The sequence below is a fragment of the Ensifer sp. NPDC090286 genome (assembly GCF_044769565.1).
Lineage (GTDB): Bacteria > Pseudomonadota > Alphaproteobacteria > Rhizobiales > Rhizobiaceae > Ensifer.
Genome location: NZ_JBIVYF010000001.1, coordinates 1,444,566 through 1,457,511, shown reverse-complemented (window position 1 = coordinate 1,457,511; position 12,946 = coordinate 1,444,566). Strand labels below are relative to the sequence as shown.

11 protein-coding genes are annotated in these 12,946 nt (G+C 64.0%); 10 read left to right on the top strand and 1 reads right to left on the bottom strand.

Features of this window, described 5'->3' with window-relative positions; all coding sequences use genetic code 11:
- Position 1 precedes the first annotated feature (1 nt).
- From murD to ACIQUG_RS07280, 6 genes are all read left to right on the top strand, one after another.
- Positions 2–1,393 carry a UDP-N-acetylmuramoyl-L-alanine--D-glutamate ligase gene (gene murD, locus ACIQUG_RS07305; RefSeq protein ID WP_402319112.1) on the top strand — a complete coding sequence of 464 codons (1,392 nt, stop codon included), beginning with the start codon at positions 2–4 and terminating at the stop codon, positions 1,391–1,393.
- A 96-nt stretch (positions 1,394–1,489) separates the two neighbouring features.
- On the top strand, positions 1,490–2,644 hold the full coding sequence (gene ftsW / locus ACIQUG_RS07300; RefSeq protein WP_043615892.1) for a putative lipid II flippase FtsW: 1,155 nt from the start codon (positions 1,490–1,492) through the stop codon (positions 2,642–2,644).
- A gap of 3 nt (positions 2,645–2,647) precedes the next feature.
- The gene (gene murG, locus ACIQUG_RS07295) at positions 2,648–3,772 is read left to right on the top strand and encodes an undecaprenyldiphospho-muramoylpentapeptide beta-N-acetylglucosaminyltransferase (RefSeq protein WP_402319109.1); all 1,125 of its coding nucleotides are present in this window, start codon (positions 2,648–2,650) and stop codon (positions 3,770–3,772) included.
- Positions 3,769–5,178 (top strand): UDP-N-acetylmuramate--L-alanine ligase, encoded by a 1,410-nt coding sequence (gene murC / locus ACIQUG_RS07290; protein ID WP_192446742.1) that lies wholly within the window; start codon positions 3,769–3,771, stop codon positions 5,176–5,178. The genes murG and murC overlap by 4 nt, the downstream gene beginning before the upstream one ends.
- A 2-nt stretch (positions 5,179–5,180) precedes the next feature.
- Positions 5,181–6,155 (top strand): UDP-N-acetylmuramate dehydrogenase, encoded by a 975-nt coding sequence (gene murB, locus ACIQUG_RS07285; RefSeq protein WP_402319106.1) that lies wholly within the window; start codon positions 5,181–5,183, stop codon positions 6,153–6,155.
- Between the two features lie 31 nt (positions 6,156–6,186).
- On the top strand, positions 6,187–6,867 hold the full coding sequence (locus tag ACIQUG_RS07280) for a hypothetical protein (RefSeq protein ID WP_402319103.1): 681 nt from the start codon (positions 6,187–6,189) through the stop codon (positions 6,865–6,867).
- A gap of 164 nt (positions 6,868–7,031) precedes the next feature.
- Here ACIQUG_RS07280 and ACIQUG_RS07275 read toward each other — a convergent pair whose 3' ends face one another.
- Positions 7,032–8,342, bottom strand: a complete 1,311-nt coding sequence (locus ACIQUG_RS07275) for an MFS transporter (protein ID WP_402319101.1) — start codon at positions 8,340–8,342, stop codon at positions 7,032–7,034.
- 324 nt (positions 8,343–8,666) lie between these two features.
- On the opposite strand from ACIQUG_RS07275, the gene aqpZ reads away from it, so the two are divergent.
- From aqpZ to ftsA, 4 genes are all read left to right on the top strand, one after another.
- Positions 8,667–9,353: an aquaporin Z gene (gene aqpZ / locus ACIQUG_RS07270; RefSeq protein ID WP_192446739.1), complete on the top strand. Its 687-nt coding sequence runs from the start codon at positions 8,667–8,669 to the stop codon at positions 9,351–9,353.
- A 311-nt stretch (positions 9,354–9,664) separates the two neighbouring features.
- A complete protein-coding gene (locus tag ACIQUG_RS07265) occupies positions 9,665–10,591 on the top strand; it encodes a D-alanine--D-alanine ligase (protein WP_043615911.1) in 927 nt (308 codons plus the stop codon).
- The gene (gene ftsQ / locus ACIQUG_RS07260; RefSeq protein ID WP_043615914.1) at positions 10,579–11,529 is read left to right on the top strand and encodes a cell division protein FtsQ; all 951 of its coding nucleotides are present in this window, start codon (positions 10,579–10,581) and stop codon (positions 11,527–11,529) included. Before ACIQUG_RS07265 ends, ftsQ begins: the two co-directional genes overlap by 13 nt.
- Positions 11,526–12,857: a cell division protein FtsA gene (gene ftsA / locus ACIQUG_RS07255; protein ID WP_034792498.1), complete on the top strand. Its 1,332-nt coding sequence runs from the start codon at positions 11,526–11,528 to the stop codon at positions 12,855–12,857. The genes ftsQ and ftsA overlap by 4 nt, the downstream gene beginning before the upstream one ends.
- The last annotated feature ends 89 nt before the right edge of the window (positions 12,858–12,946 follow it).

Below are 12,946 nucleotides of genomic sequence, written 5' to 3'. Positions count from 1 at the left end.
GATGATCCCGGTCACCTCCTTCAAGGGCAGGAAAGTCGCTCTCTTCGGTCTCGGCGGTTCGGGGCTGGCCACGGCTGAGGCGCTCGTCGCCGGTGGCGCCGCGGTCACCGCCTGGGACGACAACCCGGACAGCGTCGCCAAGGCTTCTGCCGCAGGCGTACCGACGGCGGACCTGCGCACGGTCGACTGGGCGGCCTTTGCCGCCTTCGTGCTTTCGCCCGGCGTGCCGCTGACGCATCCGAAGCCCCACTGGACGGTGGATCTCGCCCATGCGGCGGGCGTCGAGATCATCGGCGACGTCGAGCTTTTCGTGCGCGAGCGCCGGGCGCATGCGCCCGATTGCGCGTTCATTGCGATTACCGGCACCAACGGCAAATCGACGACGACGGCGCTGATCGCCCACATCCTGAAAGAAAGCGGCCGCGACACCCAGCTCGGCGGCAATATCGGCACGGCGGTGCTGACGCTTGACCCGCCGAAGGCCGGACGCTTCTACGTGGTCGAGTGCTCGTCCTACCAAATCGACCTGGCGCCGACGCTGAACCCGACCGCAGGCATTCTGCTCAATCTCACACCGGATCACCTCGATCGCCACGGCACGATGCAGCATTACGCCGACATCAAGGAACGGCTGGTTGCCGGCAGCGGCACGGCGATCGTCGGCGTCGACGACAGTTTTTCGGCGCTGATCGCCGATCGCGTCGAGCGCGCCGGTACCAAGACCGTGCGCATTTCGCGCCGCCATGTGCTGGCAAGCGGCCTTTATGCCGAGGGCTCGCGAATCCTGAAGGCCGAGGGGGGCACGTCCAGCCTGTTCGTCGATCTCGCCGGCATCCAGACGCTGCGCGGCGGTCACAACGCCCAGAACGCGGCAGCTGCGATCGCTGCCTGCCTTGCGGTCGGCGTCAGCGCTACGGAAATCCACGCGGGCCTGAAGAGCTTCCCCGGTCTCAAGCACCGCATGCAGCCGGTCGGCCGCAAGGGCGCGGTGGTTTTCGTCAACGACAGCAAGGCGACCAACGCGGATGCGGCGGCGCCTGCGCTTTCGAGCTATGACCGCATCTACTGGATTGCCGGCGGCTTGCCGAAGGAAGGGGGCATCACGACGCTTTTACCTTTCTTCCCGAAGATCGCCAAGGCCTATCTGATCGGCGAGGCTGCACCGGCCTTCGCCGCGACGCTCGGCGACGCGGTACCCTATGAAATCTCGGGCACGCTGGAGCAGGCGGTGGCGCATGCCGCGGCTGATGCCGACAGGGACGAGACGGGCGGTTCGGCGGTGATGCTGTCACCGGCTTGCGCAAGCTTCGACCAGTATAAGAACTTCGAGGTACGCGGTGATGCCTTCGTCGGCCATGTGCGGGCGATCGAAGGCGTGACGATGCTGATTTGATCCCTCGACCGGCGCGCAGGCGTGCCGGTCGATGCGGAGGGTGGTGCGGGATTTCGGACGTGGGCGCGATGGGCGCCGGAGAAGGGGACTGACAAGATGGTAAGCCGAGCCGAACGTGGCCCCGTGGCCGACTGGTTCTGGACGATCGACAGGTTCTTTCTGGCGACCTTCATCCTGTTGATGGGCGTCGGCTTCATGCTGTCCTTTGCGGCGAGCCCCGCAGTTGCCGAGCGCATCGGCCTCGACAGCTTCCACTTCGTCCGGCGTCACGCGCTCTTCCTTCTGCCGTCGCTGGTGGTGATGGTCGGCATATCCTTTCTCTCGCCGCGTCAGGTCCGGCGGGCGGCCATCCTGCTTCTGGCCGGTTCGCTCGGCATGATGGTGCTGGTGCTCTTCATCGGCGAAGAGGTGAAGGGCTCGATGCGCTGGATCTCGCTCGGCGGGATTTCGATCCAGCCGTCGGAGTTCATGAAGCCGGCCTTCGTCGTCGTCTGCGCCTGGTTGTTCTCGGAGCATGCGCGCCAGCCGGAAATCCCCGGCAATCTCTTCGCCATCCTGCTCTTCGGCATCGTGGCTGCCCTGCTTGTCGCCCAGCCTGACCTTGGCCAGACGATCCTGACGACCGCCGTCTGGGGCGGCATGTTCTTCATGGCCGGCATGCCCTGGCTCTGGATCATCCTGCTTGGAGGTGCGGCCCTCGGCGGCTTCTTCGTCGCCTATACGATGCTGCCGCACGTGGCGGCCCGTATCGACAAGTTCCTGACCGGGGAAGGCGACACCTTCCAGATGGACACGGCGCGCGAGGCGATCATCCGCGGCGACTGGTTCGGCCGTGGCCCGGGTGAAGGCATCGTCAAGCGCATCATTCCGGACAGCCACACCGACTTCGTCTTCTCCGTTGCGGCCGAGGAATTCGGCATCGTCTTCTGCATGGTCATCGTCATGATCTTCGCCTTCCTGGTGATGCGCGGCCTCAACCATGCCTTCCGCGAACGCAACGACTTCAACCGGTTCGCCGTTGCCGGCCTGGTGCTCCAGATCGGCATCCAGTCGATGATCAACATCGGCGTGAACCTCGAACTGCTTCCGGCCAAGGGCATGACCCTGCCGCTGATCTCCTATGGTGGCTCGTCCATGGTGGCGATCTGCGTCACTGCCGGCTTCATCCTGGCCTTGACCCGTCACCGCCCGGAGAAGCGCGCCGTGGAGCGCAGCCTGTTTCGGTCCGGCATTGGCGTGCCGGCGGAGTAAAATATGACTAAAGGCATCATCCTGCTTGCCGCCGGCGGTACCGGCGGCCACCTCTTTCCGGCAGAAGCGCTGGCCCATGAACTGAAGGCCATGGGCTATTCGGTGCATCTGGTCACCGACAGCCGCGCCGAGCGTTATGCCGGCAAGTTTCCGGCCGACGAGGTGCATGTCGTGCCCTCGGCAACGATCGGCTCGAAGAACCCGGTGACCGTCGTCAAATCGCTCTGGACGCTGTGGGCGGGCATGCGCGCCGCACGCAAGCTGATTGCCCGGCTGAAGCCCAAGGCCGTTGTCGGTTTCGGCGGTTATCCGACCGTGCCACCGCTGCTTGCCGCCACCGGCATGGGCGTGCCGTCGATCATCCACGAGCAGAATGCGGTCATGGGCCGCGCCAACAAGGCGCTGGCCTCGCGCGTCAAGGCGATTGCCGGCGGCTTCCTGCCGGAGGGCACCGGCGCCTTTGCCGCGAAAACCGTGACGACCGGCAACCCGGTCCGCCCGGCGGTGCTTGCCGCGGCCAAGACACCCTATGCGTCGGCCGTCGGCGACGCGCCGTTTCATCTCGTCGTCTTCGGCGGCAGCCAGGGTGCGCAGTATTTCTCCAAGGCGGTCCCTCAGGCGATCTGCCGTCTCGACGACGAGGTTCGCCAGCGCTTCAAGGTCACGCAGCAGGCCAGGCCGGAAGACAAGGACGGCGTGATCGCCACCTATGAGAAGCTCGGCGTACCGGCCGAAGTCTCGCCCTTCTTTACCGACATGGCCGAGCGCATCGCCGGCGCGCAGCTCGTCATCTGCCGCTCCGGCGCCTCGACGGTTTCCGAGCTTGCGGTCATCGGGCGGCCGGCGATCCTGGTGCCCTATCCCTATGCGCTCGACCACGACCAGGCGGCCAATGCGGCAGCGCTTGCCGCAAAGGGCGGCGCGCGCGTGATCGCTCAAGGCGAACTCACGGCCGACCGTCTCGCCGGCATCCTCAACGATGCGATCGGCAAGCCGCAATCGCTCGCCGATATGGCGGCAAATGCCCGCGAAACCGGCAAGCCGGACGCTGCAAGCTTGCTTGCATCCCTCGTAGAGGCTATTGCCAGCGGTTTGACAGTCGAGAAATTCAGGGAAACACGCTCATGAAAATGCCGAAAACCATCGGGCTGGTCCATTTCATCGGTATCGGCGGCATCGGCATGAGCGGCATCGCCGAGGTGCTGCATAACCTCGGACACAAGGTTCAGGGTTCCGACCAGTCCGACAGCGCCAATGTGCAGCGCCTGCGCGCCAAGGGCATCGAAGTCTTCGTCGGCCACAAGGCCGAGAACCTCGGCGACGCCGAGGTGATCGTCGTTTCGACCGCGATCAAGAAGGACAATCCGGAACTGATCGCCGCGCGCGAGAAGTTCCTGCCCGTCGTGCGCCGCGCCGAGATGCTGGCCGAACTCATGCGCTTCCGCAATGCGATCGCGATCGGCGGCACGCATGGCAAGACGACGACGACCTCGATGGTCGCAGCGCTGCTGGAAGCCGGCGGGCTCGACCCGACCGTCATCAACGGCGGCATCATCAATGCCTATGGCACCAACGCCCGCATGGGCGAGGGCGAGTGGATGGTGGTTGAGGCCGACGAATCCGACGGCACCTTCCTGAAGCTGCCGGCCGACGTTGCCATCGTCACCAACATCGACCCGGAACATCTCGACCACTACGGCAACTTCGACGCCGTGCGCGCGGCCTTCCGCCAGTTCGTCGAGAACGTGCCCTTCTACGGATTTGGCGTGCTCTGCCTCGACCATCCGGAAGTGCAGACCATGGTCGGCAAGATCGAGGACCGCAAGGTCGTCACTTACGGCGAGAACCCGCAGGCCGACGTGCGCTTCCACAACATCCGCATGGACGGCGCCACCTCCGTCTTCGACATCGAGATCCGCCGCCGCCGCACCGGCCAGGTGATCCCGATGAAGGACCTGCGCCTGCCGATGCCTGGCCGCCACAACGTGTCGAACGCCACCGCAGCGATCGCCGTTGCGCAGCGCCTCGGCGTCAGCCCGGAAGCGATCGCCAGGGGGCTCGCCTCCTTCAGCGGCGTCAAGCGCCGCTTCACGCTGACCGGCGAGACGAACGGCGTGCGCGTCTATGACGACTACGGCCACCATCCGGTCGAGATCAAGGCGGTGCTGCGCGCCGCGCGCGAGGCCTGCCAGGGCCGAATCATCGCCGTGCACCAGCCGCACCGCTACTCGCGCCTTTCGAGCCTGTTCCAGGAATTCTCCGCCTGCTTCAACGATGCCGACACGATCCTGATCGCGCCGGTCTATGCGGCGGGTGAAGAGCCGATCCAGGGGGCTACGGCGGAAGAACTGGTCGATCGCATCAAGGCAGGCGGCCACCGCGACGCCCGTTTTGTTTCCGGTCCGGAAGCAATCGCGCCGGTTGTCAGCAAGATTGCACAGCCCGGCGATTTTGTGGTTCTCTTGGGCGCTGGCAGCATCACCTACTGGGCGGCTGCCTTGCCTAAGGAACTCGCGGATATTTCAGGAAATTGAGCATGAAACAGGTCAACGGTCAGAAACTACTGGAATCGCTCGGAAGTGGCGTCAGCGCTGTGCGCGGCCGCATCACGCCGGATGCGCTGATGGATCGTGTCACCTGGTTCCGCGCCGGCGGTCTTGCCGAGCTCATGTTCCAGCCGCACGACACGGACGATCTCATCACCTTCCTGAAGCTGGTGCCGGCTGAAGTGCCTGTCATGGTTGTCGGCGTCGGCTCGAACCTGCTGGTGCGCGACGGCGGCATTCCCGGCGTCGTCATCCGGCTGTCGGCCAAGGGTTTTGGCGATCTGGAACTCGTCGGCGAAAACCGCATCAAGGCGGGTGCGATCTGCCCGGACAAGAACATCGCGGCCATGGCGCTCGATCACGGTATCGGCGGCTTCTACTTCTATTACGGTATTCCCGGCTCGCTCGGCGGCGCGCTGCGCATGAACGCCGGCGCCAATGGCGCGGAGACCCGCGAGCGGGTCGTCGAGGTCCATGCGGTCGATCGCCAGGGCAACCAGCATGTGCTGTCGAATGCCGACATGGGCTACGCCTATCGCCATTCCGCGGCGGCGAAGGACCTGATCTTCACCCATGCGGTCTTCGAAGGCTATTCCGAGGACAAGAACAAGATCCGCACCGACATGGACGCCGTGCGCCAGCATCGCGAAACCGTGCAGCCGATCCGCGAGAAGACCGGCGGCTCGACCTTCAAGAACCCCGAGGGCCATTCGGCCTGGAAGCTGATCGACGAGGCCGGCTGCCGCGGCATGATGATCGGCAGCGCGCAGATGTCGCCGCTGCACTGCAACTTCATGATCAACACCGGCCAGGCGACCGGCTACGAGCTCGAATATCTCGGCGAAACCGTGCGCCAGCGCGTGCTCGAACATTCCGGAGTCCGGCTCGAATGGGAAATCAAGCGCATCGGCACCTTCATGCCGGGCTACGAGATCAAGGAATTCCTCGGCCGCGGCATCGCGTAAGGCGGGGTTGCGAGACACGATCGAAAGGGCCGTGGCGGAAGCGCTGCGGCCCTTTGTTTATCCGGACGGCGGTAAGCTGTGCCCAGCGCCACGGATAGGGAATGCCGTGCCCACACCCAATGTGTCCGAGGAGAAAGCCCGAGTGCATTGCCCGAAAAGACGATCGAATGTGAGCTTGCTTGCCGTTCAGGCCCTGCTGGTCAATCTTGTTTTCTTGACACCCGTCAAGGCCATGGACGAGGTTCGCCTGCAGGCGGCTATCGCTGCGCTCAGTGACGGTGCCGAGGCCCAACGTCTCGAGGCCAAAGTTGCCGAGCTCGTAAAGTCGGGCGACCAAGCCGAGCTTGCGAAGCTCGCCGAACAGATCCGGATGAAAGACGGTGATCTCCTCAACATTCTGGCAAAGGTCTATGAGCAGCCGGAGGACGTGAACGGAGCGTCCGAATGGCAGCAGATCGCGCTCTCGATGGGGCCATGCCACTACGCCAACGCGACCATCAGGGTTGTTGCAATGGCGATCGCGAGCGGCACTCAGCCAGCCATCCGAAACGGCGTCATCATGATCGACGGCACGGAGGTCGACAGCATTTTTGCGGAATCGATGCATCGGTGTGAAGTGATTTCCCGACTTCCCAAGGCCACACGTCAAGTCGGCTCGAGCTGCGCCATGACCGGCGATTGCGCCGACGACCCGGACCTTGTGGAGCCGTGAACAGAGGCAGCGGCGCCCTCTAGCGTGCCGGCCGCCACATGCTGGCATCTTCATCAGCCCTCAGAAGCCTGGTGAACAGAGCGCATTAAGCAAGAAAGGCCGCAGCGTCGCCGCTGCGGCCTTTCTTCGTTGTCGTCTGCCGCGCCAGGCGCGACCGGCCGTTATCAGGCCGAAACTTCGTCTTCCGTCGACAGCACCAGGCAAAGCAGCGTGATGGCGGCGGCGGCGAGCAGGTAGTAGCCGACGTAGTCCAAGCTGTAGTTGGTGGCGAGCCAAGTGGCGATATAGGGCGCCAGCGACGCGCCGAAGATGCCGGCGAGGTTGAAGGTCATGGACGCGCCGGTGTAGCGCACCGAGGTCGGGAAGGGGGACGCCAGCGCTGCGCCGATCGGGCCGTAGGTGAGGCCCATGAGGCCGAGGCCGATGATCGAGAACAGGAAGGCGCCGCCGATGCCGCCCGCCAGAAGCGGCGCCATGAACAGGCCGAAGGCGCCGATGCCGATGGTGGTGACGATCAGGATCAGGCGACGGCCGTAGCGGTCCGACAGGATACCGGCAACCGGGATCATCAGGCCGAAGAAGACGACGCCAGTCATCTGCACGACCAGGAACTGCTCACGCGAATAGCCGAGCTTCGCCGTGCCCCAGGAGAGCGAGAAGACGGTCATCAGGTAGAACAGCACGAAGGTCGCAAGCGCCACGAAAGTGCCGAGCACCAGGCTGCGCTTGTGGAAGCGGAAGATCTCCATGATCGGCACCTGCACGCGCTCGTGCTTGTCGACGGCCTTCTGGAACTCCGGCGTTTCGGTGATCTTCAGGCGGACATAAAGGCCGACGGCAACCAGCAGGATGCTGGCGATGAACGGCACGCGCCAGCCCCAGGCGAGGAAGGCCTCGTTGCTCATGACTTCGCCGAGGATGAGGAAGGTGCCGGCCGAAAGAATGAAGCCGATCGGCGCGCCGAGCTGCGGGAACATGGCGTACCAGCTGCGCTTGCCCTCAGGCGCGTTCTCGGTGGCGAGGAGCACTGCGCCGCCCCATTCGCCGCCAAGCCCGAGGCCCTGTCCGAAACGGCAAAGGGCGAGCAAGAGCGGGGCTGCGACGCCGATCGACGCATAAGTCGGCAGAAGCCCGATGACGACCGTGGAGATGCCCATGGTCATGAGGGCGGCTACCAGGGTCGCCTTGCGGCCGACCTTGTCGCCGAAATGGCCGAAGATCACGGCGCCGAAGGGGCGGGCGAAGAAGGCGATCGAGAAGGTCGCGAAGGATTGCAGCATTGCCGAGGTCGGGTCTGAGCCCGGGAAGAACAGGTGCGGGAACACCAGAACAGCGGCGGTGGCGTAAACGTAGAAGTCGAAGAATTCGATGGTCGTGCCGACGAGGCTTGCGAACAGCACCCGGGCAGGGGAGTTCACTGCCGCGTGCTTTGACGCATTGTTCTTCGGCGACAGGGAGGTTGTCGCGTCTGTCATTATCATAATTCCTGATGTGGATTTCATACCGTCTTGGGAGGCGGGTGAGGGCCTCTTAACGCAAGTTTCGGCATCGCGAAACCCTGATACCGTAAGAAGTGCGAACGATATCGCCGCCATGCGCAGCAATCTTCTGTCGCGGTGCGGCCCAGGGCCGGCCGCACGGAACCGGCTTTCCGGTTGCGCCCCAACCGGCCTGCTGCCGGCTAAGGCTCACGCTTTGCGGGTGCGTAGCGCGGCTCGACAACCCGGATTGACGGGAATCAAATTGTGGCAAACTCTGGGCAGTTGAAGCGATCGGCTTCGTTTTTCAGGAGCGAATGCATGTTCAAAAAGCTTTCAGCAGAATTTCTCGGTACATTTTGGCTCGTTTTTGGCGGTTGCGGCAGCGCGGTGCTGGCTGCTGCTCTTCCCGGCGTTGGTATTGGTTATCTTGGCGTCTCCCTCGCTTTCGGTCTCACCGTCCTGACCATGGCCTATGCGGTCGGCGGTATTTCCGGCGGTCATTTCAACCCGGCCGTTTCCGTCGGCCTGACGGTGGCGGGCAAGTTCCCAGCGTCGAACCTTGTCGGCTATGTCATCGCCCAGGTGCTGGGCGCGATTGCGGCTGCCGCCGTCCTCTATGTGATCGCCAGCGGCAAGGGCGATTTCCAGCTCGGCGGTTTTGCTGCCAACGGCTATGGCGAGCATTCACCGGGCGGCTATTCGCTGACGGCGGCGCTGGTGGCCGAAGTGGTGCTGACCTTCTTCTTCCTGTTCATCATTCTCGGCTCCACCCATGGCCGGGTGCCGGCGGGCTTCGCGCCCATCGCCATCGGGCTGGCGCTGACCCTGATCCATCTCGTCTCGATCCCGGTGACGAACACCTCGGTCAATCCGGCCCGCTCGACAGGGCAGGCGCTCTTTGTCGGTGACTGGGCGCTGTCGCAACTGTGGCTGTTCTGGGTGGCGCCGATCGTCGGTGCGGCGATCGCCGGCATCGTCTGGAAGATCGTCGGCGACGACGACTGATCAAGGTCAGGATACCGTCACGCATGGACCCGCCGCTTTCGATGCGGCGGGTTTTTTCATTTTTTCTTCTGTTTATGCATTAGATTCAAGATTGCTCCGCAACCCTTTGATCTCTCGCTAAAATGCCTTGTTCCACATGCGCTTGCGCCTGCAGGTGGCGTTTCATTTCCTGACTAGGGTTAACGAAAGTAAACGGTTCGTTAACCTTAATGACGTTCTAGTGACCCCAATGGCACAGCTGACTCGCGAGGGCGGGAGCCAGCCAGACGCAAGGAAACCTTGCGATAGTGGCGTATTGTCTGGGGGTTTGAATGAACGGCAAGCATGTGGCTGTCCTGATGGGCGGATTTTCTTCGGAGCGACCGGTTAGCCTGTCGTCCGGGGCTGCCTGTGCGGATGCCCTAGAGGCTGCCGGCTATCGCGTCACCCGCATCGACGTCGACCGCAAGGTCGCAGAGACGCTGGCCGCACTGCGCCCCGACGTTGCCTTCAATGCCCTTCACGGTCCGTTCGGCGAGGACGGCACGATCCAGGGCATCCTCGAATATCTCGAGATCCCCTACACCCATTCCGGCGTGCTTGCCTCGGCGCTCGCGATGGACAAGGCGCAGGCGAAGCACGTAGCGGCTGCTTCCGGCATTCCGGTCGCCGATGCGCAGGTCATGGATCGCCATGCCTTCGGTCCGAAGCATCCGATGAAGCCGCCTTACGTCGTCAAGCCGGTTTCCGAAGGCTCGAGCTTCGGCGTCGTCATCGTCAAGGAAGATCAGTCGCATCCGCCGCAGGTGGTGACGTCGAGCGAATGGCGCTACGGCGACCGAATCATGGTCGAGCGTTATGTCGCCGGCCGTGAACTGACCTGTGGCGTCATGGGCGACAAGGCGCTTGGCGTCACCGAAATCATCCCGCAGGGCCACGCCTTCTACGATTATGATTCCAAATACGTAAAAGGTGGTTCGCGCCACGTCATTCCGGCACAGATTTCACCAAATATTTACCAAAAAATACAAACACTCGCTCTGAAGGCGCATCAGGCAATCGGTTGCCGGGGCGTCAGCCGATCCGACTTTCGTTTCGATGACAGTTCCTCCGCTGAGGGCGAGCTGATCTGGCTGGAGATCAACACCCAGCCCGGCATGACTCCGACCTCCCTGGTGCCCGAGATGGCCGCGCATGCCGGCTACAGCTTCGGTGAGTTTTTGAGTTGGATGGTGGAGGACGCGTCGTGTTTGCGTTGAGGGGCAAAAGGGGCAAGAGGGTTCGTCACCTCGATGGCGCCGCCGCCGCCGATGTGGACGGCGCGCGCGTACTGCCGCGTCCGCTTCGTCGTGTCGTGCGCTTCTTCGTCAGCCTCGGTGCTGGCCGCATTCGTTTTCCCGCTCATACCGGCACGCTGTCGGCAATCGCCTTTTTCGCGGCAACCGGCTTTTACGGCATGTCGCTCGGCGGCCACACGCAGAATTTCGCGCAGGCCTCGACCACAGCCGCGGGCTTTGCGATCGAAGACGTCAAGGTTTCCGGCAACGACCAGACTTCGGAAATCGACATTCTCCAGCAGCTCGGCCTCGACGGCACGACGTCGCTGGTGGCGCTCGATATCGCCGAGGCGCGCAAGCTGATTGCGGAAATGCCCTGGGTGCAGGGCGTGACCGTTCGCAAGATCTATCCCGGCACGATCGAGGTCAGCCTCACCGAGCGCAAGGCCTTCGGCATCTGGCAGCATGGCTCCGACCTTTCGCTGATCGAGCGCAGCGGCAGCGTGATCGCGCCCTTGCGCGACAATAAGTTTGCAGCGCTGCCGCTCTTCGTCGGTCGTGACGCCGAAACGGCGGCTGCCGATTTCTACGACGAGTTTTCCCGCTGGCCGGAGATCCGCTCGCGGGTGAAGGCCTTCGTGCGCGTGGCCGGCCGCCGCTGGGACCTGCGCCTCGACAACGGCATCGTCGTCAAGCTGCCGGAGCACGACGTCGCCCGGGCGATGAAGGTGCTCTCCGACATGGAAAGCCAGCACCAGCTCCTCGAGCGCGACATCGCTGCCGTGGATCTGAGGCTTGAGGACAGAACAACAGTTCAGTTGACGCCGGACGCAGTGACCCGGCGCGAAGTTGCCTTGAAGGCGAGGGACAAGATGCTAAAGGCGCAGGAGACCGAAAAGAAGAAAGAAGGCCGCATATGAGTCTGTTCGGTTCCTCCAGCTTTGGCCTGCCACGCCTGAAGCCGCTTTCCTCGAAGCGGTCTCATGTCGTCTCGGTGCTGGATATCGGTTCGACCAAGGTGGTCTGCATGATCGGCCGGCTGACGCCGCGCGCCGAGAGCCAGATCCTGCCCAACCGTACGCATAGCGTCGAAATCATCGGCATCGGCCACCAGAAGTCCCGCGGCGTCAAGAACGGCGTCGTCGCCGACCTCGATGCGGTGGAAAGCGTCGTCCGGCTCGCCGTCGACGCGGCCGAGCGCATGGCCGGTCTCACCATCGACAGCCTGATCGTCAACGTTTCGGCCGGCCGGCTGCAGAGCGACGTCTACACCGCGACGATCGATCTCGGCGGCCAGGAAGTCGACGCCAACGATCTGCGCAAGGTTCTGTCGGCTGCCGGCCAGCAGTCGCTGCGCTCCGACCGCGCCATCCTGCACTCGCTGCCGACGGGCTTCTCGCTCGATGGCGAGCGCGGCATCCGCGATCCGCTGGCCATGTTCGGCGACGTTCTCGGTGTCGACATGCATGTGCTAACGGCCGAACGGGCAGCGCTCAAGAACCTCGAACTCTGCGTCAACCGCGCTCACCTTTCGGTCGAGGGCATGGTTGCCACCCCCTATGCCAGCGGTCTTGCAGCACTCGTGGACGACGAAGTCGAGCTCGGCTGTGCGGCGATCGACATGGGTGGTGGCACGACGACGATCTCGGTCTTTGCCGAAGGCAAACTGGTTCACGCCGACGCTGTCAGCCTCGGCGGCCATCACGTGACGACGGATCTGGCGCGTGGTCTTTCGACCCGCATCGAGGATGCCGAACGGCTGAAGGTCGTGCACGGCTCGGCCCTGCCCAACAGCGCCGACGAGCGCGACATCGTTTCGGTTCCGCCGATCGGCGAGGACGACCGCGATCAGCCGACGCATGTGCCGCGCGCCCTCGTGTCGCGCATCGTGCGCGCCCGCATCGAAGAAACGCTCGAACTCATCCGCGATCGCATCCAGCGCTCGGGCTTCAGCCCGATCGTCGGCAAGCGCATCGTTCTGACGGGTGGCGCCAGCCAGCTGACCGGCCTGCCGGAAGCGGCCCGCCGCATCCTCGCCCGCAATGTTCGCATCGGTCGTCCGCTCGGGGTTTCCGGGCTGCCGGCCGCTGCCAAGGGCCCCGCCTTCTCCACGGCGGTCGGCCTGATGATCTATCCGCAGGTCGCCGACCTCGAGACGCATGCCTCCCACGGCGGCATGTTCTCGGCGCTCGGCGCCGGCAACGGCCGCATCGCCCGCATGGGCCAGTGGCTGAAAGAAAGCTTTTGAGTGACGGCTGGCTCCGAACAGGGACGGGGCCGGTGAAGACAAACTGAAAGATTTGGCCGGCTCGGCAAGGCGGCCAGAAAACAGAAGGA